Genomic DNA, 25,060 nt, shown 5'->3' on the forward strand with positions numbered 1-25,060 from the left:
ATAGTTTAACAGTACGTCATACCTGTGTTTTTAACATTTTTACAATCATGACGTAATCAAAATGTATTTCCAAATAAAAGATTTAGTTAAATAGCTGTTAATTTTACTTCACTAACATTTAAAAACTAAAAGTAAATGAGAACAAAGATTAGCGTTTTATTCTTCTTCCTTCTTGGCATTACTTTATATGCACAAGACAGAACTATTACAGGTACTGTAACCAGTATGGAAGACGGATTGCCTATACCTAGTGCTAATGTCCTAATTAAAGGCACTAGTACAGGAACAAGTACAGACTTTGACGGCAATTATACAATTAGCGCCAAACAAGGTGATGTAATAGAATTTAGTTACATAGGCTTTAAAACAGTAGAAATAACTGTTGCAAACCAAAACACTTTAAACATAGCTTTAGAAACTCAAGTTTCAGACTTAGAAGAAGTTGTTATTATAGGATATGGTTCACAAAAAAAATCAGATTTAACCGGAGCAATAACAACTGTAGACTCAGAGGTTATTGAAAAAACACCTAACAGTAACGTAATGCAATCTTTACAAGGTAAAGTACCTGGTGTGCAAATTACAAGTGCAGGATCACCAGGAGATTCTCCTAATGTAAGAATTCGTGGTATTAACACTTTAAACGGTAGCCAAAATCCGCTTTACGTAGTTGATGGAAACTGGTATGATAACATTGACTTTTTAGATAATAGCCAAATAGAATCTGTTTCTGTTTTAAAAGACGTTTCTTCTACAGCAATCTTTGGTCAAAGAGGTAGTAATGGTGTTATAATTATTAAAACTAAAGGCGGTAAAAAAGGTAGTAAACCTGTTATTACCTATAATGGATATACAGGTATTCAACATGCACAAAACGTATTAAAAATGGCTAACGCAGAACAGTTTGTAACTATGGTTAATGAGTCTGGATCTGCTGCAGATATACAATATGTAGAAAATGCTATACAACGTTTTGGTAGAAGTCGTGTTAATCCTAACATCCCTAACGTAAACACAGATTGGTACAGAGAAGTTTTAAGAGATGCACCAATTACAAACCATAGTTTAGGTATTACAGGTGGTGGAGAAAACTCTAACTACGGTATAAACACAAGTTATTTTGCCCAAGAAGGTATCTTAGACATGAAAAACGAATACGAACGTTTTAATATTCAAGGTAATATAGACATAGACGTATCAGATCGTTTTAAAGTAGGAGTAAATAGTGCGTTTAGTAATGCTACTAAATATAATCCAGAAAACGGAGCATGGTTTCAAGCTTATTTTGCAGTACCTATTTTACCAAAATATGATTATGCAAACACAGCTGCAGACCCAATACCTTTTTCAGACGCTACTTTACTTGGTTATAGAGGATCACAAAACCCATTTCCGGCTATGACGTTTAATGATAATCAATTAAGAATAAGAAAACTACTTACAAGCATCTATGCAGAGTATTACCTTATTCCTGATAAATTATCGTTTAAAACAACCTATTACAATGATTATTCAACAATATTAGAAAGAAATGTAAGATTACCTTACTTCATATCTGGTCAATCTCAAAGACAAGTTTCTAGTATTAGAAGAGCTAATTTAACAACATCTAACCAAATGTGGGATAATCTTTTAACTTACTCTGATACATTTGGTAAACACTCTGTAAAAGCAATAGCTGGTACATCATATAGAGATTTACATTCTAACAGTTTCTCTGCAACTGGAGAAGATATTAGCGCTGTAGATTTTGAAAGTTCTTGGTATTTAAATTTTGCAGATCCAGATTCTTTTAACGGTAGAGTTTTTGAAAGTGCTAGCAGATTTTATTACATGTCTTATTTAGGTAGACTAGAATACGGTTTTGATGATAAATATTTATTTAACGCAACCGTAAGACGTGAAGGAGACTCAAGATTCCCAAGAGAAATTTGGAAAACAACTCCTCAATTTGGTTTAGGTTGGGTAGTTTCAAAGGAAAAATTCTTAAACGATAGTAATTTTATAAACTTCTTAAAATTAAGAGCTACATGGGGACAATTATCTAACGGTTCTTTATCAGGAAGCTCAGGAACAAACACAATAAACACAATCGTTACAGCAATAGACGATACACAAACTAATGGTATAATTGGTAGTACAACTTTTCAAAATCTTAAAAGAGAGATTATGGAAGAAACCAATATAGGTATTAGTGCTAGATTATTTAATAGTAGATTAAGTCTTGAAGCTGATTATTACATAAGAGACATTAAAGATTTAGTAGCATCTAGAGAAGTACCGATTACTGGTAACTTTGTAAGAGATAATATTGGAGAAATGAGAAACAAAGGTTTTGAATTTGCTGCTAATTGGAATCAAACTATCAATGATAACTGGAAATTCTCAATCGGTGGTAACATCGCAACTTTAGATAACGAAGTTACTAAACTAGATAACGGTCGTGGTTACATAGATACTGGTAGTGCAGAATTTAGACAAAGAATTGAGGTAGGAGAACCTGTAAATTACTTCTTCGGATTAGAAGTTGCTGGAGTATACCAAAACGACACAGAAGTTGCTAATGATCCTGTTGCTGTAGATAATGGATTAGTACCAGGAGACTTTAAATACGTAGACCAAAATAATGATGGTGTTATAGACGATAATGATAGAGTAAACATAGGCTCTTATCTACCTACATTCAATTATGGTGCAAATCTAAAAGTATCTTACAAAAACTTTGATTTATCAATAGACATGCAAGGTCAATCTGGTAACCAAATACTAAATCGAAAAAGAGGTGAAGTAATTTTTACAAACGATACTAATATGGATGCAGATTTTGCTATCAATAGATGGCACGGAGAAGGTACAACAAACTCATACCCTTCTGCAGCAGGAAGAAGAAGAGCTTGGAACCAAAAATTAAGTTCATTTTTCATAGAAGATGGTGCTTACTTCCGTATCCAAAACATTCAATTAGCTTATACTATAAAATCAGGAACATTACTAGGCGATAATATGCCAGAAACAAGAGTTTACTTTACTGCAGACAGACCATTTACTTTCTTTAATTACAATGGGTTTAATCCTGAAGTAGCAAATGGTGTAGATAGACAAACATATCCTGTACCTGCAGTGTACACCGTTGGAGTTAACGTAAAAATTTAAAAAAGAAAAGCTTTATGAAAAATTTAAAACAAAACTTTAAACAACTAACTTTATTGTTAGCAGTTGGGTTTACTTTCTTCAATTGTAATGACAAATTAGAAGAAATTGAAGGTCAAGTAGCCACAGACGATTTAGATTATACTATATCTAGTGATATGATTTTACCATTAATTGGTGCATACTCTACAACTTATACAAGAGGTTGGGAAGACCCATTATTAGTTGGTGTTAGAGGTGATGATGTTAATGCTGGTGGACTTGGTGATCAACCTTTATTTGCAGAAACAGATTTATACAATTATGATAATGGATTCTGGATGTATAACCAAGTTTGGAAAAACTTCTACGGAGATATTGTAGACGTACTTAATGCTGGCGAAATAATACAAAGATACGGTGATTTAGCTACTGGCTCATATGTAGACCTAGCAAACCAATATGTTGCAGAAACTAAAGTACTTAGTGGTTTCCAACACTTACAAATGTCGCGTCTTTGGGGTAATATTTATATTATTCAAAACCCTGCAGATCCTCAAATAGATATTGATAACGGAATTGATTCAAAAATGGAAGTTATGCAGTACGTATCAGATCTAATGGATGAAGCTATACCTTACCTACCAGATGCAAGACCTAACGAACGTGAAGATGTACCTGGTGGTGTAACAAAATATACTGCACTAGCAGTAAAAGCTTTAGCTAATTTAGAAATGGAAGATTACCAAGGAGTTGCAGAAGCTACAGAAGAAATTATTAGCTCAAACAAATTCTCTTTATTCCCAGATTATTACGAATTATTTAAAAAACCAGGAAAACTTTGTAACGAAAACTTATTTGAATTACAATTCTCAGATTACAATACCGATTCTGGAGATGTTAACAATCACCTTTTTGCGCCTTTTGGTCCTTCTAGCTGGACACCAGTTGTAGAAACTGCATCTGGAGGTTGGGGATTTTATGAGCCAAGTTTAAAATTTATCAAATTTATGCTAGATAGAGGTGATCAAACTAGATTAGTAACTAGTGTATGCTTCACACCAAGAGGTATTGACGAAATCATGGAAGATCCAGCATACGCAACGCTTCCAAACTATGTATCTAACACAACTCCTTCTGGAGACATTTTTAACGACTACCCAAGAGCTATGTTTGCTAGTGGTAAACACTACCTTCCTTCTACTCAATTAACACCTGGAAGAAACAGCTACGGTTCTAGTAAAAACCTAATTGCTATTAGATATGCAGAAATCTTATTAATGTATGCAGAAGCATTAACACAAGGTGCTACAGGAACAGTAATGACAGCAGACGAAGCTGTAAATAGCGTTAGAGCAAGAGTAAATATGCCTGCTCTATCTGGAGTAACTACAGACGACGTCATTGACGAAAAATTTGCAGAATTAGCAATGGAATGGGGAATCAGATACTTTGATATGATCAGATTAAATAGATATGACGAGTTAAGCTACGAAGGAAGAACTTTTACTGCTGACGACGAGTATTTACCATATCCACAAGCACAAGTAGACTTATTACCTCTTGAATAAAACACTAAATTATGAAAAAACTAAGCACATATATTTTAGCCTATTTAACCTTAGCGCTTACTGCGTCATGTTACGAGGGTATAGATCCAATAACACAAGTAGATCCAGGTCCTGACGCTGGTGCTCCTATTGTTACGATAGAAAAACCTGTTGATGGTTTTCAAATTCAAGTAGCAGATCTTGTTACTTCAACTCCTATAGAGTTTAAAGCTGAGGATGATATAGAACTAACTTCTGTAGTTGTAGAACTTGATGGAGATGTTATAGCTTCATACAACTCATTCTTAGATTATAGAATTTTTAATGAAGAGTTTGTTTATGATAATATAACCACAGGTGATCACTTTATTACTGTTACTGCTACAGATATAGCAGGAAACACAACAAGTGTAACTAACAACTTTAGCAAACAACCACCATATACACCAGAATATCAAGGCGAAACATTTTATATGCCTTTTGATGGTAGTTACACAGAGCTTGTAACTGTTACAGACGCAGAAGAATTTGGAGCTCCAAGTTTTGCTGGTGAAGCAAGAGTTGGATCAAATGCATATGCTGGCGCACCAGATTCTTATTTAACATTCCCTACAGATGGTCTTCTAGCTAACCAATTTAGTGCTGCTTTCTGGATGAAAGTTAACGCTACACCAGATCGTGCAGGTGTATTAGTTATTGGTCCTCCAGATTCAGCAAACCCAGATGCGCAAAATAATCGTACTAGCGGTTTTAGACTTTTTCGTGAAAATGCTGGAGGAATGCAACGTTTCAAATTAAATATCGGAACAGGATCTGGAGAAGCATGGTTTGATGGTGGTGCAGCTGCAGATGTAGATCCAACTTTAGACGAATGGGTTCACTTAGCCTTTACAATTTCAGAATCTCAAGCTACTGTATACATCAACGGTCAAGTTGTAACTCAAAATAGCTTTTCTGGAATAGATTGGACAGGTTGTGATATATTATCTATAATGTCTGGTGCTCCTAGATTTACAGGTTGGGGACACAATGCTGACCAAAGCTATATGGATGACTTAAGATTATTCAATATCGCTTTAACACAGAATGATATTACAGAATTAATTGCCAATAGCGATCAAGTTTTTAAACTAGCATTTAATGGTAGTTATACAGAAAGCTTCAGTGATCAAGACTGTACAGAGGTTGGTAATCCAGGATTTTCATCTGATGCTTTTGAAGGTAGTAGCGCATACCAAGGCGCTACAGATTCTTACTTAACTTTCCCAACAGAAGGTTTATTAAATGAAGAGTTTTCAGCTGTATTTAGATACAAAGTTAATGCAACACCAGATAGAGCTGGCGTATTAGTAATAGGTCCAGAAGACACTGCTAATCCTGATGCTCAAAATGATCGTACTAAAGGATTTAGATTCTTCCGTGAAAACGCTGGTGGAATGCAACGTTTTAAATTAAATGTAGGTAGCGGTTCATCAGACTCATGGTTTGATGGTGGTGCAGCTGCAGATGTAGACCCAACTATTGACCAATGGAAACAAATGGCTTTTACCATTTCAGGTACAGAATGTGTAGTCTATATAGATGGTCAAGTTGTTAGTCAAAATGCTTTTGCAGGTGTAGATTGGACTGGTTGTGATATTATTTCAATTATGTCTGGTGCTCCAAGGTTTACAGGTTGGGGTCATAATTCTGACGCTAGTTTAATGGATGACTTAAAAATTTATAAAAAAGCACTTACTCAGGCTGAAATACAAGCCATGTTGTAACCGTAGATTAATTAATAGCAAACATTAACATTTTAGATTAGTCTATTTTTTCACTCTTTAGCTGTATTTATAATCGCGTAAATGCAGCTAAAGTTTATCTTAATTTTTTCTAATGAGATTAAACCTTCAAAATAATATCTTTGTTTTGACAGCTATACTATTATCAATTTTTAGCTGTAAAAACAATACCAAAAACAAAGAAAACTCTGAGTTAGCTTTAGCTAATAATACTAAAGTTGAATTAACCGAAAATCAACTATTAGACACTATTCAATATCAAACATTCAATTACTTCTGGGATGGTGCCGAACCTAATTCTGGTATGGCAAGAGAGCGTATTCATTTAGATGAAAATTACTCAAGCTCACCTAAAAACACAGTAACAACCGGAGGAACTGGCTTTGGTCTTATGGCTATTTTAGTTGGTGTAGAACGCGGTTGGATTACAAGAGAACAAGCTTTTAAAAGATATACTAAAATCGTTAATTTTCTTGAAAACGCAGACCGTTTTCACGGTGCATGGTCACATTGGATAGATGGTGAAACCGGTAAAGTTTATCCATTTGGAAAAAAAGACAATGGTGGCGATTTGGTAGAAACAGCTTTTCTAATTCAAGGGTTACTTACAGTTTCAGAATATTATAAAGACGGAAATACACAAGAAAAAGAATTAGTAGCCAAAATAGATAAACTTTGGAAAGATGTTGAGTGGAATTGGTACACCAAAGGAGGCGAAGACGTATTGTATTGGCATTGGTCACCAGAATACGGTTGGGATATGAATTTTCCTGTTGGTGGTTATAACGAGTGCTTAATTATGTATGTGCTTGCGGCAGCATCACCAACACATCCAATATCTAAAAAAGTTTATGAAAAAGGTTGGGCAAGAAACGGTGCTATCGTTTCTAAAGATTCATATTATGATGAAGAATTAGTTTTAGACTATTTTGAACATAGCGACGCACCAATAGGTCCGCTATTTTGGGCACATTACTCTTATCTAGGTTTAAACCCTAAAGGCTTAACAGATCAATTTGGTGATTATTGGAAATTAACTCAAAATCACGCTAAAATACATTACAAGTACGCTATAGATAATCCAAAAAACTATAAAGGATACGGTAAAGATATTTGGGGATTTACCTCAAGCTATTCAGTAAATGGTTACGCTGGTCATAGACCAGGAGACGATCTTGGTGTTGTATCACCTACAGCAGCACTATCTTCTTTTCCTTACACACCAAAAGAGAGTATGCAAATGCTAAAAAATCTTTATAAAAATCATGATAGTTTGATTGGAAAATATGGTCCCTATGATGCTTTTAGTTTTGAGCATAATTGGTATTTACCAAGATATTTAGCAATCGATCAAGGTCCAATTCCGGTAATGATAGAAAATCACAGAACAGGTTTATTCTGGAAATTATTTATGAAAAATAGCGATTTACAAACAGGATTAAAAAAGTTAGGTTTTAAACACGAAAATAAAAATTAGATGAAAAATTTCAGTTTACTAGTTTTAATTATGTTTTTTCTAAGTTGTGGTAACGATGATGGTCCTGGCTATCAAGAACCTTACAACCCAAATGATGACGATCCTGTGATGATAGAACCCTTAACGGATGAAGAAATTCTGGATTTAACACAGCAAGAAACCTTCAAGTATTTTTGGGATTTTGCAGGCTCAAATTCTGGAGCAGCAAAAGAGCGTTACCATCCTAACAATCCGTCAGACAGCCAAAACGTAATTACAACTGGAGGAAGCGGTTTTGGTCTTATGGCTATTATAGTAGGCATAGAACGTGGTTATATTTCTAAAACTGAAGGTGTACAGCGTTTAACACAAATACTAAACTTCTTCCAAAATGCAGATCGTTTTCACGGAGCTTGGTCACATTGGATAGATGATGCTTCTGGCGCTACAATACCATTTAGCACTCAAGATAATGGAGGAGATATTGTTGAAACAGCCTTTTTTGTACAAGGCTTAATTTGTGTGAAAGAATATTTTAAAAACGGAACTACCGAAGAACAAGTTTTAGCCAATCAAGCTGATACACTTTGGAAAGGTGTCGAGTGGGATTGGTACACCAACAACCAAAACAAATTATTATGGCATTGGAGTCCTTCTGATGAGTTCGCCATAAACTTAGAATTAAAAGGTTATAACGAAACATTAATAGCATTTATTCTTGGTGCAGCATCGCCTGATTATCCAATTTCAGCAGATGTGTACCATCAAGGTTGGGCAAGTAATGGTAATATAGTGTCATCATCAAGTCAATATAATATTCCATTAATTTTAGATCATGCTGGCACTGGTACTGGTCCTTTATTTTGGGCACATTATTCGTATTTAGGACTTAATCCAACTGGATTAAACGATCAATATGCTAATTATTGGGATTTAAATGTTAATCACACTAATATTAATTATCAGCATTGTGTTAGTAATACAAATAATTTTGCAGACTATGGTCCAGATTGTTGGGGACTAACAGCAAGTTACACACGTAATGCTGATGGTTCTGTAGGGTATTCTGCTCACGAACCAGAAAATGATAACGGTACGATTTCGCCAACTGCAGCAATAAGCTCTATTCCATATACACCAGAAAAATCCTTAGCAGCAATGCATTATTTCTATGAAAATGAATTAATGGGACCTGCTGGTTTTTATGATGCATTTAGCCCGCAATATAATTGGGTAATAGAGCGCTACTTGGCAATAGACCAAGGTCCACAAATCATCATGATAGAAAATTACCGTACAGGTTTACTGTGGAATTTATTTATGCAAAACGAAGACGTACAAAACGGATTAGACACACTAGGATTCACCTATTAAACTCACTAAAAATGAAACACATTAAAACACAAATTACTTTTTGTCTGCTACTAATTACATCACTAGCATTTGCACAAAAAGATCTTTATAAAGAAAAGGTTCATATTAAAGGCAAAGACACGCTTAAGTACCGTATTATGTACCCTGAAAATTTTTCAGAAGACAAACAATATCCTGTTTTATTATTTCTTCATGGTGCTGGCGAACGTGGAAATGATAACCAAAGACAGTTAGCACACGGAAGTAAATTATTTGCAGACAAAACCAATCGTGGTGCATTTCCTGCAATAGTAATTTTCCCGCAATGTCCAAAAGATAGTTACTGGTCTAATGCAGATGTAGATCGGTCATCTTTTCCAAGAAAATTAGTGTTTCCTAAAGATAAAGAAGCTACAAAACCAATGCAATTGGTTATAGATTTAATGCAAGACGTTACCAACAAAGACTATGTAAATACAGACAAAGTTTATGTTGGCGGATTATCTATGGGTGGAATGGGAACATTCGAAATTCTATCAAGACAACCAGATATGTTCGCTGCTGCTATCGCTATTTGCGGTGATGGCAATGCCGAACTAACAAAAAACTACGCAACAAAAGTAGATTTATGGGTGTTTCATGGTGCAAATGATGATGTTGTAGACCCAAAAGGTTCAATAAAAATGGTTAATGCTATTCTAGAAAATGGCGGAAAACCAAATTTTACTTTATACTCAGATGCAAATCACAACAGTTGGGATCCTGCTTTTGCAGAACCTGAATTATTAACATGGCTTTTCTCTAAATCAAAAAAATAAATAATGACAACGCTTAAACTTACTAACATAAAATCCCTAGCAATAGGTTTTGGGTTACTAACTGCTATATCTTGTAATACCAATAGCAACAAAACAATATCGTCAAAAAGCGATAACCCTTATCAAACTAAAGTAGATTCTATTATCGGGTTAATGACTTTAGATGAAAAAATTGGTCAATTAAACCTTCCTGCTACAGGTCCAATTACAACAGGTGCTTCAAAAAGTACTGATGTTGTAAAAAAGATTGAAGACGGAAAAATTGGTGGTCTTTTCAATATTAAGGATCCAAAAAATATTTATGAAGTTCAGAAAATTGCAGTTGAAAAAAGCCGACTTGGTATTCCGCTTATTTTCGGAATGGATGTTATTCACGGTTTTAAAACCACATTCCCAATTCCTTTAGGTTTATCTGCCTCTTGGGATATGGACATGATTGAAAAAACAGCACAAATTGCAGCTAATGAAGCAAGTGCAAACGGTATTAACTGGACCTTTTCGCCAATGGTAGACATTTCTCGCGATCCACGTTGGGGACGTGTTTCCGAAGGAAATGGTGAAGATCCTTTTTTAGGTAGCGCTATTGCTCGCGCTATGGTTCGTGGTTATCAGCAAGATGATATGGCTGCAAATAATACCTTAATGTCTTGTGTAAAACACTTTGCTTTATATGGTGCGCCAGAAGCAGGTAGAGATTACAATACGGTAGATATGAGCCGTATTCGAATGTATAACGAATATTTAGCGCCTTACAAAGCTGCTGTAGACGAAGGTGTTGGTTCTGTAATGGCATCGTTTAATGAAATTGATGGTATTCCTGCAACTGGAAACAAATGGTTATTAACAGATTTACTTCGTGATGATTGGGGATTTGATGGTTTTGTAGTGTCTGATTATACTGGTATTTACGAAATGCGTGCACACGGAATGGGTGATGAATACGATGTAACCTCGCTAGCATTAAAAGCTGGATTAGATATGGATATGGCTGGTGATTCGCCAAATATTAAAGCCTCTTTTACCCATGCTTTAAAAGGTGCATTAGACCAAGGTAGAATTTCTATAGAAGATATTAATACTGCTGTTGCACGTGTGTTAACCGCAAAATACCAATTAGGTTTATTTGACGATCCTTACAAATATTGCAGCGAAGAACGTGCTAAAAATGAAACCTACACACAAGAAAATAGAGATTATGCACGTCTTGTTGGTGCAGAATCTTCAGTATTATTAAAAAACGACAATCAGCTTTTACCATTAAAAAAATCTGGTACTATTGCTGTTATTGGTCCGTTAGCTAAAGCTAATAGTAATATGGCTGGTACTTGGTCTGTATCTACAGATCATCAAAGTTCCATTTCGGTTTGGGACGGTTTACAACAAACCGTTGGTAACAATGTTAATTTGTTATATGCCAAAGGAAGTAACGTAGATTATGACTTAGACTTAGAAAAGCGTGTTACAATGTTTGGTAAAGATATCCCAAGAGATGGAAGAACAGATCAGCAAATGCTTGATGAGGCTTTAGCAATCGCTAAAAAATCTGATGTTATTGTAGCTACTATTGGTGAGTCTGCTGAGTTTAGTGGCGAAAGCAGTAGTCGTACAGATTTAGGTATTCCGCAAGTACAAAAAGATTTATTACAAGCCTTATTAAAAACAGGAAAACCGGTTGTCTTAGTACTGTTTACAGGTAGACCTCTAACGTTAGTTGAAGAGAGTGAAACCGTTCCGGCAATCCTTAATGTTTGGTTTCCTGGTAGCGAAGCTGGTTTATCTATTTCAGATGTGTTGTTTGGTGATGTTAACCCTTCAGGAAAATTAACGGCAACATTCCCAAGAAATGTTGGTCAAGTTCCGTTATTCTATAATCACAAAAATACAGGTCGTCCATTAGGAAACGACGAAGGTCATTTTGAAAAATTCAAAACCAATTATTTAGATGTTCGTAACGAGCCTTTATATCCGTTTGGTTTCGGGTTAAGCTACACCACTTTTGAATATGGCGAGCTTAAACTAGATAAAACATCGATGTCTCAAAACGATACAATTAATGTTTCAGTAGATATTACAAATACTGGTGACTACGACGGAAAAGAAGTAGCTCAATTATACATAAGAGACTTAGTTGGTAGTGTAACAAGACCTGTAAAAGAACTTAAAGGCTTCCAAAAAGTATTCATTAAAAAGGGTGAAACTGTAACAGTTACTTTTGAAATTTCGGTTGAAGACTTAAAATTCTACAACTCTAATTTAGATTTTGTTGCAGAACCTGGTGAATTCCAAGTTGCTATCGGAACAAGCTCTGATGTTGCATTAAAAAATTCATTCAAACTTTTAGATTAATAGCTAATTATTATGCCACACATAAAATATAAGACGTTTTCCCTAGTTTTAATGGCGTGTGTGGCTTCCCTTTTTTTAAGTCACGCACAATCTAAAATCATCAATTCTGGTTGGCAATATTCCGAGGATAAAACCCATTGGCAAACCGTAAATATTCCACATACATGGAATGATAAAGATGCTTTTGATGACGAGTCTGGTTACCGTCGTGGTTTGGGCTATTACAAAAAACAAATCTATGTGTCTTCTCAAGATAAAGACCAGATTTTCTATCTAAAATTTAATGCTGTAAATCAGGAAGCTACTGTTTTTATTAATGGAAAAAAAGCAACCAATCACAAAGGTGGTTACACAGCGTTTAATGTTGAAATCACATCGCTTTTAAACTTTGATGCTTATAATTTAATTGAAGTTGAAGTCGATAATGCTCACAACGATGATATTCCACCATTAGATGCCGATTTCACCTTTTATGGTGGTATTTATCGTAATGTGGAATTGATCAAAGTCCCAAAACAGCATTTTAGTTTAAAGGATTTTGCATCCGATGGTTTTTATGTCAATTATTACAACGTTTCCAACGACAAAGCTGGTGTAAAAGTTGACGTATTAATAGATAATTTTGAAACCAAAACCGATGCACATTTATATCTTGAAATTTTAGATGCAGAAGGAAATCGTATTAGAGAAGAACATCAAGGATTAACTTTGAAATCTAATAAAACCGAAACCGTTAAGGTCAAGTTTCCTGAAATTAAAAATCCAAAATTATGGTCGCCAGACAATCCATATTTATACAAATTACAACTAACCTTAAGTGATAAAAACGGAACGGTTTTAGACCAAAAACAATCTAATTTAGGCTTTCGTTGGGTAGCTGTAGATCCTGAAAAAGGCTTTTTTCTTAATGGAAAACCAATAAAATTAATAGGTGTTAATCGTCATCAAGATTATAAAGATTATGGTAATGCAGTACCAATCGAATTGCAAAAACAAGATATTCATCTTATTAAAAATATGGGTGCAAATGTGATACGTTTTGCACATTATCCACATGCTAGAGAATTATACAAGCTTTGTGACGAACTTGGGGTTTTGGTATGGACAGAAATACCTATCGTAAATAAAGTGACGGATTCTGAAACCTTTTTTGAGGTCTCAAATACAATGCAAAACGAGCACATCAAACAATATTACAATTACCCAAGTGTAGTAATGTTTGGGTATATGAATGAAATTTTTCTGCGATTGGCATTCGATAAAAAATCGACAGATAAAGAAAAAGAGGATTTAAAAACCACAACTTTAAAATTGGCCAACCAGCTAGAAGATTTAACCCGAAAATTGGCACCTAACCACATTACAGTTATGGCTGGTCATTTAAACGAAGTTTATAACGATACTAGCATAGCAGATTTACCAATGCTGTTTGGTTGGAATCTGTACTTTGGTTGGTATGATGCACAAATTGAAGATTTAGGTAAATTCTTAGACGAGCAACATCAACGTTATCCTAAGCGATCATTATTATTATCAGAATATGGTCCTGGTGCAGACGTTAGAATTTTTACCAAAACACCTAAAAAATTTGATTTTTCAACCAATTATCAAGCAAAACTGCATCAATCGTATTACAAACAGATTAAAGACAGACCGTTTATGACAGGAATGACAGCGTGGAATTTTGCCGATTTTGGTTCAGAATTTCGTGGTGATGCTATTCCGCATGTTAATCAAAAAGGACTGGTGCAATACGACAGAACACCAAAAGACATTTACTATTGGTACAAATCTGTTTTAGATGATAAAAAACCATTCATTCATATCGCAACAGATTATTTAAAACAACTAACGGTTTTAGAAAATGAAACTGTTCCTATCCAAATTTATTCCAATCAAAATGACGTCAATGTCAGTTTGAATGGTCACAATTTAGGTGATTTTAAAGTTAAAAACAGTGTTGTTTCTATTGATATGTCTTTCAAAAATGGAAATAATTCTATCAGAGTTTCAACTGAAACTATTTCCGAAGAAAAAAAAATAAAAGTTAATCGTATTGAAGTTTTTGATTTTAAAAACTTTAAACGTTTTGGGATCAATTTAGGTGCGCATTTCAACTTTTATGATAAAGCACAAAACATCACATTTGTACCAGACCAAGAATATAAAAAAGGATGGTTTGGATATAAAAATGGTTCAGCTTTTGGGATGACCAAAGATAAAAATCAAGGTCTGCCACATAACATTAAAAACACCGATGCAGAACCGTTATTTCAAACCTTGTTAGAAGATTGTACAGAATATCAACTAGACGTTCCTGAAGGCAACTATAAGGTGAAATTATACTTCGTAGAACCACAAATTAAGCCAACTGAAAATATTTATAACCTTTCAGAAGTAACTTCAAGAAATACTAAAACACAGCGCATTTTTGATGTGTATATTAACGATACATTAATTGAAAAACGATTGAATTTAGCCCGAGCCTATCCAGAAAAATATGGTGTAACGCTTCAGGCAACTATTCAAACAAAAAAAGGATTAACTTTAAAACTCAACGCTATTGAAGGTTTACCTGTAATTAGCGGTATTTTAATTGAAAAACTAGATTAAATGAAATTAGTAATAAACGTATTTATTTTCTTTTTTGTGTTAACAATTTCGGCACAAAACAAAGCGACTTACACCTACTCGATCAAAGGAAAAGACACATTAAAACTAGACGTTTACACACCAGAAAACATCAAAAAAACAGATACGTTACCTGTATTGCTTTGGATGCATGGTGGCGGATTTTCAGGTGGTCATAGAGAATATATAGACGATGAAAATTTAGTTAAATATGCAGCGAAAGAGCAGAATTACATTGGTATTTCCATTTCGTACCGTTTACTAAGAAAAGGTACAAAAACAGGTTTTGGTTGCGATTGTACAAAAGACGAAAAATTGGAAACCTTTAAACAAGCTGCTATCGATTATATGGATGCTGCAAAATATGTAGTTGAACATGCTAACAAACTTCAAATTGATACTACAAAAATCATTGCTGGTGGTAGTAGTGCTGGTGCTGAAGGTATCTTAAATGCAGTTTTTATGCGCGAGTATTTTATAGATAATGCCGAAGCGTATAGCAATGTAAAATTCGCTGGTGCTTTTTCTTGCGCAGGTGCAATCGTTGATGCAAGTTATATGACGTCAGAAAACGCTGTACCAACTGTGTTGTATCACGGTACAAAAGACCAATTGGTACCTTACGGAAATGCGCCACATCATTATTGTGCACCAACAAAAGACGGTTATATAATGCTAGATGGTTCTAAAATTATTGCTGATAAATTAGAGGAATTTGAAACGTCTTTCTATTTCAATATTGTTAAAGAAGCACGTCACGAAATTTCAAGAATTCCTTATGAAGAATTAGATATTGTGTTCAACTTTTTTGAACGTACAGTAATTAACGATGAAATCATTCAGACTAAAATTATAAAAACTAAACAGTAATGCGACACATCTCTTTTATATTAATCTTATTATTAATACTTCAGTCTTGTAAAGAAAACAAGTCAGAAGCTGTCAATACAGATGTAGCTGAAAACTCAAAACGACCAAACATCATTTACATTATGGCAGACGACCATGCTGCACAAGCCATTAGCGCGTATGGTCATCCTATTGGTCAACTGGCACCAACACCAAACATTGATAGATTGGCAAAAAACGGTGCAATTTTCAAAAATAACTTTTGTACCAATTCTATTTGCGGACCAAGTCGTGCTGTAGTGTTAACAGGAAAGCATAGTCATATTAATGGATTTAGAATGAATGGCGACCGTTTTGATGGTTCACAACAAACACTTCCAAAATTATTGAAAGAGTCAGGTTATAACACTGCAATTGTTGGTAAATGGCATTTACACGGTTATCCTGAAGGTTTTGACCACTGGAATATTTTAAACGACCAAGGTAACTATTATAATCCGCAGTTTATTAAGATTCAAGATACAGTTCACATAAACAAAAAACACATTGATACCACTGCGCATTGGACAACCAAATTACCAGATACCACTGTAGTTAAAGGTTATGCAACCGACTTAATTACGGATTACGCAATTGACTATATAGATGAAAAGAAAAACAGCGACCAGCCTTTCTTTTTAATGGTACATCACAAAGCGCCACATCGTAATTGGATGCCAGCGTTGCGTCACGTTAATAAGTACGATTCGGTGCAATTTCCGTTACCTGATACGTATTTTACAAAGCATGAAAACTCTACTGCTTCAAAAGAGCAATTGCAAACTATTTATCGTGATATGTACGAAGGTCACGACCTTAAAATGACCAAGGAAAAAGGCAGTCCAGAATTGGCTTGGAATCCTTGGAAAACAGATTTTGAACGTATGACACCAGAGCAACGTGCTGCTTGGGATAAAGCCTATCAACAAAAAAATGATGCCTTCCACGATGCTAATTTATCAGGAAAGGCATTAGCGGAATGGAAAGGACAACGTTATCTGCAAGAATATTTATCAACAATAGCTTCGGTAGATGAAGGTATTGGGAAGATTTTAGATTATTTAGATGCTAATGGTTTAACCGAAAACACCATTGTTGTGTACACGTCTGACCAAGGTTTTTATTTAGGCGAAAAAGGATGGTTTGATAAGCGATTTATGTATGAAGAATCCTTAAAAATGCCATTATTAATCCAATATCCTGAAAAAATTAAACCAGGAACTGTTGTTGAAGGCTTAACCCAAAACCTCGACTTTGCTGAAACCTTTTTAGATTTTGCAGATGTTGACATTCCTAATGATATGCAAGGAAAATCCTTTGCAGGTTTATTAGATGGCACTGAAAACGACAAAGATTTTAGAGATGCTGTTTACTACCATTATTACGATTATCCAGCATTTCATATGGTTAAAAAAATGTATGGTGTACGTACCAATCGTTATAAATTAATTCACGTGTACGACGACATTGACGAGTGGGAATTATACGATTTACAAACCGATCCAAAAGAGTTAACTAATCTTATCGATGACAAAAATTACGACGAGATTGAAACCAAACTAAGAACACGTTTAGCCGAATTACAACAACAATATAAAGTTACCGAAAAAGAATTTGAAAAAGCGCCAAAGCAACGTGTAGATAATGCTTACAAGCAATTTGACAGATTAAGAGGTAACACAGGATCAAAATATCATCATCATTAAAATGAAATTAAGACACACTATACAACTCGCATTCGTAATTATAACAATGGTATCTTGTAAACAAAAGCAAGAAAATACTATTATTTCAGAAGATAATAAAACTGAAACAACAGTAATAGATACCACACAAACTTACATCAATCCGCTAGACATCGATTATACCTATATGGTTTACAATTCTGCCAGAAATCAATCCTATCGTTCTGGTGCAGATCCGGCGGTTATAGAGTTTAATGGCGAATATTATATGTTCGTCACACGTTCGTTTGGCTATTGGCATTCCACAGATTTAGTCAACTGGACATTTATAAAACCGCAACAATGGTTTTTTGAAGGCAGCAATGCGCCAACAGCTTTCAATTATAAAGATTCACTAGTTTATTTTGCTGGCGATCCTGCTGGTTACGGAAGTATTTTATATACCGATGATCCTAAAAAAGGATTATGGTCACCAACTGCTTCCATTTCAAATAACATTCAAGATTCCGAATTATTTATTGATGACGATGGTAAGTCGTATTTATATTGGGGAAGTTCTAACGTGCATCCAATTCGCGTAAAAATGTTGAATAAAGACGACCGCTTTTTAGAAACTGGCGTTAGAAAAGAGCTAATAAATTTAGATGAAGAAAAGCACGGTTGGGAACGTTTTGGTGAAAACAACTTTCATCCAACTTTAAAAGAAGGTTATATGGAAGGTGCGTCAATGACTAAACACAACGGAAAATACTATTTACAATACGCAGCACCAGGCACACAATTTAATGTGTACGCAGATGGTGTTTATGTTGGCGATTCGCCACTTGGACCTTTCACCTATATGAAAAATAATCCAATGAGTTTTAAACCTGGCGGATTTACCAATGGTGCAGGTCACGGTATTACAGTAAAGCAAACCAACGGTCAATACTGGCATTTTGCGACGATGGCGTTGGCATCTAATGCACAATGGGAACGTCGTTTATGTATGTTTCCTACCTATTTTGATGATGATGGTTTAATGTATAGCAATACCTCTTACGGCGATTACCCACGTTATGGCGCTAATCATCCAACAAAAGCCGGACAACATAATGGTTGGATGTTATTATCGTATAAAGGCAATGTAACGGTGTCATCTTCACTTCAACAAATAATGAAATTCACATCTAATGATGACGAAGTTGAAGTCAAAGAAATCCCAACAGAAACCAATGCTGAAGGACAAATAACTTCAAAAGTTTTAACCGACGAAAACCCAAAAACCTTTTGGGTTGCCGAAGCTAACGACGATAAACAATGGATTACAATCGAATTGTTAAATGAAGGAACCGTACACGCCATTCAACTAAATTACCACGATCACGAATCAGGAATTTACACACGTGTTGAAGGGTTAAAACATCAATTTATAATTGAAACTTCTGAAGATGGTAAAAACTGGAAAACCGTTGTAGACAGAAGTAAATCTGATATTGATGCACCAAACGCTTACCTAGTTTTAGACAAACCTGTTAAAGCAAAATACGTTAGATACAATAACATTAAAGTACCAGGAAACAACTTTGCAATGTCTGAGGTTAGAGTTTTTGGTTTGGGCTTAGGTGAAGCACCAAACAAGGTGTCAAATTTCAAAATTAATCGCGAAAAAGACCGTAGAGATATATCATTCTCTTGGAATAAAGTTGAAGGCGCACAAGGGTATAACATCCGTTGGGGAATTGCACCAAACAAATTGTACCAATCTTGGCAAGTTTACGATACTAATTCTCATTTTATGCGTTGTTTAGATAGAGATACACCGTATTATTTTACTATTGAAGCGTATAACGAAAACGGAATTTCGGAACAAACTGAAACTATTTATGTAGAATAAAGATGAAAAATTTTATAACACTTTTAGTTGTTTTAACTTCATTTTCGGTCTTATCTCAAGACTTGAAAATAATGAGCTACAACATCAAATTAGATTATCCAAAAGAAGGTAAAAACAGTTGGACAAACCGTAAACCATTCATGGTCAATCAAATCAAATTTTACGAGCCAGATATTTTAGGTGTGCAAGAAGCTATGCCAAATCAAATGAAAGATATGGATAGTCTGTTGACAGATTACAGCTTTGTTGGTGTAGGACGTGATGATGGAAAAAATGAAGGCGAGTTTTCTGCAATTTTTTATAAAAAGAAGGAGTTAAAAGTGCTTCAATCTTCAACATTTTGGTTGTCACAAACACCAGAAAAAGTAAGTATGGGTTGGGATGCCGTTTGTAACCGTGTGTGTACATATGCGTTGTTTCAACATAAAAAAACAAAAGAAACATTTTGGGTGTTTAATACACATTTTGATCATGTAGGCGAAGTTGCTAGACAAAAAAGTGCGGCATTAATTCTTGAAAAAATAAAAGTATTCAATACAGAAAACTATCCTGTTTTACTTATGGGAGATTTTAACTTAGAACCTGATAGTAAACCTATACAAACAATCACATCTACTTTAGACGATAGTAAAAATATTGCGAAATTAGCATTTGGACCAGAAGGTACTTTTAATGGTTTTCATTTTGATAAAACTGTTAAAAGAAGGATAGATTATATTTTTGTTACAAAATCATCTATTTTAGTAAAAAAATATTCAGTTTTAAGTGATAATTGGGATTTAAAATATCCTTCAGATCATTTACCTGTTTTTATTACTTTTCAGTTTTTAAAAAAAGATACTAACTAACACTAATAGATTAAAATGAATAAAAAAGTTTTCTTATTACTAATCACAATAGTTTCTGCTTTAGGTGGATTACTATTTGGTTATGACACAGGAGTTATTAATGGCGCACAATTTTACTTAAGTAAATATTTTGAATTAGACGCAGCTATGAAAGGTTGGGTTGTTGGTAGTGCACTTTTAGGTTGTTTTGCAGGAGCAATTGTAGCTGGACCTTTAAGTATTAAACTAGGACGTAAGTATTCTTTGATTATCTCTGCAATACTATTTACAATTTCTGCATGGGGATCAGGTTTACCTTCATTTTTTGAAGAATCTGTAACCTTATTAGTTATTTTTAGAATTATTGGAGGTTTAGGTATTGGTATAGCTTCTATGAATGCACCTATGTATATTGCAGAAATAGCACCAAGTAACATTAGAGGTAAAATGGTTACTTATTACCAATTAGCCATAGTTGTTGGTTTTTTTGTAGTGTTTTTAGCTACCTATTTTATTGGAAATAATTTAACAGAAGCCGAAAATATAGATTTTGGTTGGCGACGTATGTTTTGGTCAGAATTAATCCCAAGTGGTTTATTTTTAATACTATTATTCTTTGTACCTAAAAGTCCACGTTGGTTAGCATTAAAAGGAGATGATAGTGCTGCGTTACAAATTTTAAATAAAATACATGGTGTAGAAGAAGCTAAAAAAGAAATTGTTGAAATAAAAAATTCTTTTGAAAAAACTGAAAACAAGGTAAAAGTTAATTATTTTTCTAAAGGGATTTTAGCTATAATAGTTATTGGAACAGCATTATCTGTCTTACAACAATTTACAGGTATTAACGCTGTATTATACTATGGTGCAGATATTTTTGAAAAGGCTTTAGGATTTGGTAAAGAAGATGTTTTAGCTCAACAAATATTATTAGCATTTGTAAATCTTGTATTCACCTTTATCGCTATGTTTACAGTAGATAAGTTTGGTAGAAAACCTTTATTATATATTGGTTCTATAGGTATGATTCTAGGATTTTTACTTTTAGGAGTATCATTACAGCAAGATGCAGTAGGCTTTATATCTTTATTAGGAGTTTTAATTTTTATAGGCTCTTTTGCTATGTCAATGGGTCCAATTGTATGGGTTATTTTATCTGAAATGTTCCCTAATAAAATCCGTAGTGTAGCTATGTCTGTTGCTGTAGCAGCACAATGGGCTGCAAATTATTTAGTCTCTCAATCATTCCCAATGGTGATGGAAAGTGAAGCTAACAATAGCGCTCCTTGGAATGGATCAATGCCATACTTTATATTTATCGCGTTTATCCTAGTGATTATATTTTTAACTTATAAATTTATACCAGAGACTAAAGGAAAATCTTTAGAAGAAATTGAAGAATTCTGGAAAGAATAATAACAATAAAAAAGGCTCGCTTAAAGCGAGCCTTTTTTATTTGATACAATATCTAAATCTTATTTGCTAAGCATTAATAACTCGTTACATATTACTTCTGTAACATAACGCTTGTTACCTTCTTTATCTTCCCAAGTACGGTTAGTTAATTTACCTTCTATAGCTATTTCTTGTCCTTTAGTAACGTAGTCTTCAACTACTTTTACTAAACCGTTTTTAACAACTATATTGTGCCAATACGCACGTTCTACTTTGTTACCATTTTTGTCTTTGTAGCTATCGTCTGTTGCAAGACTAAATTTAGCCATTTTGTTTCCGTCATTAAAGGTTATAATTTCTGGATCCTGTCCTAATCTACCAATCAACTGTACTTTGTTTTTTAATGCGTTCATAATTTTAATTTTTAATGTTAAACAGTTAATACTATCGAGTTCTTATGTTTCGACAGTGCAAAGATTAGACAGCTTGCAAATTTTATTCGGTTGTTACCTATTTAATGTCGAATGTAATCGTTTGTTGTCGTTTGTAAATGTTTTTTATTTGAAACAAAAAAGGTACTTTTACCAGTAATGAAAAGACTTTTAAGCTACCTCTACCCGATTACTAAAAAAATAAAATCTAAGTATAGCGATACTTTAGAAATTACTTGGTACAACGGAAAAAAGCTTTTAAACACTAAAAATGCTAACTATTCTTACGGTAGTTTACAGCAAATTTTGAAATTTGGATTAAAGCAAATCCAACTAAAAACCGTAGAGAATATTTTGGTTTTAGGTCTTGGTGGCGGAAGTGTAATTGAAACATTACGAAAAGATTTCAACTTTAAAAAACAGATATTCGGAGTAGATATTGATCCTGTAATTATTGATTTAGCTAAAGAAGAATTCAGCTTAAAAACAGATCAAAATCTTAAGATATTTTGTCAAGATGCTGTTGATTTTTTAGATGAAACTCAATTGAATTTCGACCTCATCATCTTAGATATTTTTATTGATACCAAAGTACCAAACTTTGTTTTAGCAAACAATTTTTGGGCAGCGATTATAAAAACAGCATCGGTTAAAAACCAAATTATTTTTAATGCTGCTTTACATGAAAATAACGACCATAAGTTAGCTGGTATTATTTCATTTTTAAATCAAAACAAGTACAAAACTGAAACTTTAAATAAAGTAAATGGCACCAATACGTTATTAATTGCGCAACGTAAGCATTTGTAAATGAATAATTTTTGTAATTTACTATCCTTAAATTTCAATTATGACCTTTAATATTGAAACCGAGCGTTTACTACTTCGCGAAATGCGTGACGAAGATCTTAATGGCTTGTTTACTTTAGACAGTAATCCAAACGTTCATAAATATTTAGGTAATAGACCAATAAAGACAAAAGCTGAAGCGCAAAAGGTTATAGACAGTGTAAAACAACAATATAAACAACGTGGTATTGGCAGATTTACGGTCATAGAAAAAGCTACGGGTAATTTTGTGGGTTGGTCTGGTTTACGACTTAACACCGAATATAATATGAATGGCTTCACAACATATTATGACATTGGCTACCGTTTAATTGAAGACTATTGGGGAAAAGGCTACGCTACCGAATCTGGTAAAGCTGCTGCAAAATATGCTTTTGAAGTTTTAAATTTAAAACGTCTTTATGCAACTACGCACATAGATAATCAAACATCACACAATGCGTTATTAAAAATTGGTTTACATTATTTAAACGATTTTTATTTTCCGCCGGAAAAAATGACTTTACGTTGGTATAAAATTAATAATCCAAAACTATGAGCAAAACCTGTCCAGAATGTGGCGACAAAATAGTTGGAAGAATTGACAAAAAATTCTGTTCTGATGGTTGTCGTAACGCGTATAACAATAAATTAAATAAAGACGGAAAAAATTTAATTAGAAATATAAATAATCGCTTACGTAAAAATTGGCGCATTTTAGAGGCTTTAAACCCTGATCAAAAGACAAAAACTACACGCACAAAATTGATAGAAAAAGGATTTGATTTTAACTACTTTACTAGCATTTATACCACCAAAGCAGGAACAATCTATTATTTTGTGTACGATCAAGGTTATTTACCTTTAGATAATGATTTTTACGCACTTGTAAAACGACAATAATATGAAATACACACTACTTTTTTTAGCGTTAATAATACTTAGCTGTAATAACAAAAATCAAAAAACTGATACTGAAACTGAAACTGATCAAATAGTAAAACCTATTACCATTGATGCTAAAAAAGCAGATTACTTATATACGTTTGCTTACACCTGTATTGATCAAGAGTATCCAAACAAATTAGGTCAAGTTTTAGGAGACAGTACGTATTTAAAAACACCTAAAGAATTACATCCTACTTTTTATGGTTGTTTTGACTGGCATAGTGCTGTACATGGACATTGGACACTAGTTAACATACTTAACACGTACCCAGATTTTAAAGAAAAAGATGAAATTATAAAAAAACTACAAACAACCATTTCTAAAGAAAATATTTTAAAAGAAATTGAATATTTTGATGATGTACATAACAAAACTTTTGAGCGTACTTACGGTTGGGCTTGGCTATTAAAATTAGCTAAAAGCTTAAAAGAATCTAATATTCCTGAATTAAATGAATTAGATAAAAATTTAGAACCATTAACCCAATTAATCGAAAGTAAGTGTATTGAATTTTTTAAGAAATTAAATTATCCAATCCGTGTAGGAGAACATCCAAACACTGCTTTTGGAATGAGCTTTGCTTTAGATTATGCTGAAAATTACAGTCCAGAATTAGCTAAAGTTATTAAAGAAAGAGCTAAAGCATTCTATCAAAATGATAAAGGTTGTCCCATAAATTGGGAACCTGGCGGATTTGATTTTTTATCACCATGCCTAGAAGAAGCTACTTTGATGTTAAAAGTATTACCTAAAGAAGACTACTTAACATGGTTGGATCAATTTTTACCTGGTTTTAGAGAACAACCAGCTCAATATATATCACCTGTTGAAGTTGTTGATAAGACGGATGGTAAAATGGCACATTTAGATGGTTTAAACTTTAGTAGAACGTGGTGTTTATACCAAATAGGAAAAGCACTAGATAACAATAAAATGATTGCATTAGCTAATACACATTTTAATGATAGTTATTCAAAAATGGATACTGGCGAATATGCTGGCGCACATTGGTTAGCTTCTTTTGCATTGCATGCTTTAAAAGCTGGCAAATAACTGTAACTAATATCTATAAAACGCTACTTATACAGCACAGTTAAACGCTTTTAATTATCAT

18 protein-coding genes are annotated in these 25,060 nt (G+C 33.8%); 17 read left to right on the forward strand and 1 reads right to left on the reverse strand.

All coding sequences use genetic code 11. The annotated features are described in order from the left end of the window. The first annotated feature begins 135 nt into the window (after positions 1-135). From ACEQT4_RS07235 to ACEQT4_RS07295, 13 genes are all read left to right on the forward strand, one after another. On the forward strand, positions 136-3,153 hold the full coding sequence (locus ACEQT4_RS07235; protein ID WP_370226760.1) for a SusC/RagA family TonB-linked outer membrane protein: 3,018 nt from the start codon (positions 136-138) through the stop codon (positions 3,151-3,153). Positions 3,154-3,167: 14 nt separating this feature from the next. Continuing rightward, the gene (locus ACEQT4_RS07240) at positions 3,168-4,700 is read left to right on the forward strand and encodes a RagB/SusD family nutrient uptake outer membrane protein (RefSeq protein ID WP_027879158.1); all 1,533 of its coding nucleotides are present in this window, start codon (positions 3,168-3,170) and stop codon (positions 4,698-4,700) included. A gap of 11 nt (positions 4,701-4,711) precedes the next feature. After that, positions 4,712-6,445 carry a LamG domain-containing protein gene (locus ACEQT4_RS07245; protein WP_027879159.1) on the forward strand — a complete coding sequence of 578 codons (1,734 nt, stop codon included), beginning with the start codon at positions 4,712-4,714 and terminating at the stop codon, positions 6,443-6,445. Positions 6,446-6,557: 112 nt separating this feature from the next. Then, complete coding sequence (locus tag ACEQT4_RS07250) at positions 6,558-7,940, forward strand: glucoamylase family protein (RefSeq protein WP_370226762.1); 1,383 nt, start codon at positions 6,558-6,560, stop codon at positions 7,938-7,940. Next, positions 7,941-9,293: a glucoamylase family protein gene (locus tag ACEQT4_RS07255; RefSeq protein WP_370226763.1), complete on the forward strand. Its 1,353-nt coding sequence runs from the start codon at positions 7,941-7,943 to the stop codon at positions 9,291-9,293. Positions 9,294-9,304: 11 nt separating this feature from the next. Next, a complete protein-coding gene (locus tag ACEQT4_RS07260) occupies positions 9,305-10,090 on the forward strand; it encodes a prolyl oligopeptidase family serine peptidase (RefSeq protein ID WP_370226765.1) in 786 nt (261 codons plus the stop codon). A 3-nt stretch (positions 10,091-10,093) separates the two neighbouring features. Then, positions 10,094-12,436 carry a beta-glucosidase BglX gene (gene bglX / locus ACEQT4_RS07265; RefSeq protein WP_370226766.1) on the forward strand — a complete coding sequence of 781 codons (2,343 nt, stop codon included), beginning with the start codon at positions 10,094-10,096 and terminating at the stop codon, positions 12,434-12,436. A gap of 60 nt (positions 12,437-12,496) precedes the next feature. Beyond that, the gene (locus ACEQT4_RS07270) at positions 12,497-15,049 is read left to right on the forward strand and encodes a glycoside hydrolase family 2 TIM barrel-domain containing protein (protein ID WP_370226767.1); all 2,553 of its coding nucleotides are present in this window, start codon (positions 12,497-12,499) and stop codon (positions 15,047-15,049) included. Further along, on the forward strand, positions 15,050-15,937 hold the full coding sequence (locus tag ACEQT4_RS07275) for an alpha/beta hydrolase (RefSeq protein ID WP_370226768.1): 888 nt from the start codon (positions 15,050-15,052) through the stop codon (positions 15,935-15,937). Continuing rightward, on the forward strand, positions 15,937-17,661 hold the full coding sequence (locus tag ACEQT4_RS07280; protein WP_370226770.1) for a sulfatase: 1,725 nt from the start codon (positions 15,937-15,939) through the stop codon (positions 17,659-17,661). The genes ACEQT4_RS07275 and ACEQT4_RS07280 overlap by 1 nt, the downstream gene beginning before the upstream one ends. 1 nt (position 17,662) lies before the next feature. Further along, the gene (locus tag ACEQT4_RS07285) at positions 17,663-19,516 is read left to right on the forward strand and encodes a family 43 glycosylhydrolase (protein WP_370226771.1); all 1,854 of its coding nucleotides are present in this window, start codon (positions 17,663-17,665) and stop codon (positions 19,514-19,516) included. A gap of 2 nt (positions 19,517-19,518) precedes the next feature. Beyond that, entirely contained in the window at positions 19,519-20,364 is an 846-nt protein-coding gene (locus tag ACEQT4_RS07290; RefSeq protein WP_155912567.1) for an endonuclease/exonuclease/phosphatase family protein, read from the forward strand. A gap of 15 nt (positions 20,365-20,379) precedes the next feature. After that, the gene (locus tag ACEQT4_RS07295; protein ID WP_027879169.1) at positions 20,380-21,759 is read left to right on the forward strand and encodes a sugar porter family MFS transporter; all 1,380 of its coding nucleotides are present in this window, start codon (positions 20,380-20,382) and stop codon (positions 21,757-21,759) included. 59 nt (positions 21,760-21,818) lie between these two features. On the opposite strand, the gene ACEQT4_RS07300 is transcribed toward ACEQT4_RS07295, so the two are convergent. Next, a complete protein-coding gene (locus ACEQT4_RS07300) occupies positions 21,819-22,151 on the reverse strand; it encodes a single-stranded DNA-binding protein (protein WP_027879170.1) in 333 nt (110 codons plus the stop codon). Positions 22,152-22,328: 177 nt separating this feature from the next. On the opposite strand from ACEQT4_RS07300, the gene ACEQT4_RS07305 reads away from it, so the two are divergent. The 4 genes from ACEQT4_RS07305 to ACEQT4_RS07320 are packed head-to-tail and all read left to right on the forward strand — an operon-like array spanning position 22,329 to position 24,999. Next, a complete protein-coding gene (locus tag ACEQT4_RS07305; protein ID WP_370226772.1) occupies positions 22,329-22,979 on the forward strand; it encodes a spermidine synthase in 651 nt (216 codons plus the stop codon). A 40-nt stretch (positions 22,980-23,019) separates the two neighbouring features. Continuing rightward, positions 23,020-23,556 carry a GNAT family N-acetyltransferase gene (locus ACEQT4_RS07310; protein WP_370226773.1) on the forward strand — a complete coding sequence of 179 codons (537 nt, stop codon included), beginning with the start codon at positions 23,020-23,022 and terminating at the stop codon, positions 23,554-23,556. Continuing rightward, positions 23,553-23,900 carry a hypothetical protein gene (locus ACEQT4_RS07315; protein ID WP_027879173.1) on the forward strand — a complete coding sequence of 116 codons (348 nt, stop codon included), beginning with the start codon at positions 23,553-23,555 and terminating at the stop codon, positions 23,898-23,900. The genes ACEQT4_RS07310 and ACEQT4_RS07315 overlap by 4 nt, the downstream gene beginning before the upstream one ends. Before the next feature lies 1 nt (position 23,901). Next, positions 23,902-24,999 carry a DUF2891 domain-containing protein gene (locus ACEQT4_RS07320; RefSeq protein ID WP_370226775.1) on the forward strand — a complete coding sequence of 366 codons (1,098 nt, stop codon included), beginning with the start codon at positions 23,902-23,904 and terminating at the stop codon, positions 24,997-24,999. Positions 25,000-25,060: the final 61 nt, after the last annotated feature.

This window comes from Mesoflavibacter sp. (assembly GCF_964226795.1).
In the GTDB taxonomy this organism is placed as follows: Bacteria; Bacteroidota; Bacteroidia; order Flavobacteriales; family Flavobacteriaceae; genus Mesoflavibacter; species Mesoflavibacter zeaxanthinifaciens.

Excerpts from the sequence above, each read along its gene's own strand:
- ACEQT4_RS07235 (WP_370226760.1), top strand. The coding sequence starts at position 136 with ATGAGAACAAAGATTAGCGTTTTATTCTTCTTCCTTCTTGGCATTACT.
- ACEQT4_RS07240 (WP_027879158.1), top strand. The coding sequence starts at position 3,168 with ATGAAAAATTTAAAACAAAACTTTAAACAACTAACTTTATTGTTAGCA.
- ACEQT4_RS07245 (WP_027879159.1), top strand. The coding sequence starts at position 4,712 with ATGAAAAAACTAAGCACATATATTTTAGCCTATTTAACCTTAGCGCTT.
- ACEQT4_RS07250 (WP_370226762.1), top strand. The coding sequence starts at position 6,558 with ATGAGATTAAACCTTCAAAATAATATCTTTGTTTTGACAGCTATACTA.
- ACEQT4_RS07255 (WP_370226763.1), top strand. The coding sequence starts at position 7,941 with ATGAAAAATTTCAGTTTACTAGTTTTAATTATGTTTTTTCTAAGTTGT.
- ACEQT4_RS07260 (WP_370226765.1), top strand. The coding sequence starts at position 9,305 with ATGAAACACATTAAAACACAAATTACTTTTTGTCTGCTACTAATTACA.
- bglX (WP_370226766.1), top strand. The coding sequence starts at position 10,094 with ATGACAACGCTTAAACTTACTAACATAAAATCCCTAGCAATAGGTTTT.
- ACEQT4_RS07275 (WP_370226768.1), top strand. The coding sequence starts at position 15,050 with ATGAAATTAGTAATAAACGTATTTATTTTCTTTTTTGTGTTAACAATT.
- ACEQT4_RS07280 (WP_370226770.1), top strand. The coding sequence starts at position 15,937 with ATGCGACACATCTCTTTTATATTAATCTTATTATTAATACTTCAGTCT.
- ACEQT4_RS07285 (WP_370226771.1), top strand. The coding sequence starts at position 17,663 with ATGAAATTAAGACACACTATACAACTCGCATTCGTAATTATAACAATG.
- ACEQT4_RS07290 (WP_155912567.1), top strand. The coding sequence starts at position 19,519 with ATGAAAAATTTTATAACACTTTTAGTTGTTTTAACTTCATTTTCGGTC.
- ACEQT4_RS07295 (WP_027879169.1), top strand. The coding sequence starts at position 20,380 with ATGAATAAAAAAGTTTTCTTATTACTAATCACAATAGTTTCTGCTTTA.
- ACEQT4_RS07300 (WP_027879170.1), bottom strand. The coding sequence starts at position 22,151 with ATGAACGCATTAAAAAACAAAGTACAGTTGATTGGTAGATTAGGACAG.
- ACEQT4_RS07305 (WP_370226772.1), top strand. The coding sequence starts at position 22,329 with ATGAAAAGACTTTTAAGCTACCTCTACCCGATTACTAAAAAAATAAAA.
- ACEQT4_RS07310 (WP_370226773.1), top strand. The coding sequence starts at position 23,020 with ATGACCTTTAATATTGAAACCGAGCGTTTACTACTTCGCGAAATGCGT.
- ACEQT4_RS07315 (WP_027879173.1), top strand. The coding sequence starts at position 23,553 with ATGAGCAAAACCTGTCCAGAATGTGGCGACAAAATAGTTGGAAGAATT.
- ACEQT4_RS07320 (WP_370226775.1), top strand. The coding sequence starts at position 23,902 with ATGAAATACACACTACTTTTTTTAGCGTTAATAATACTTAGCTGTAAT.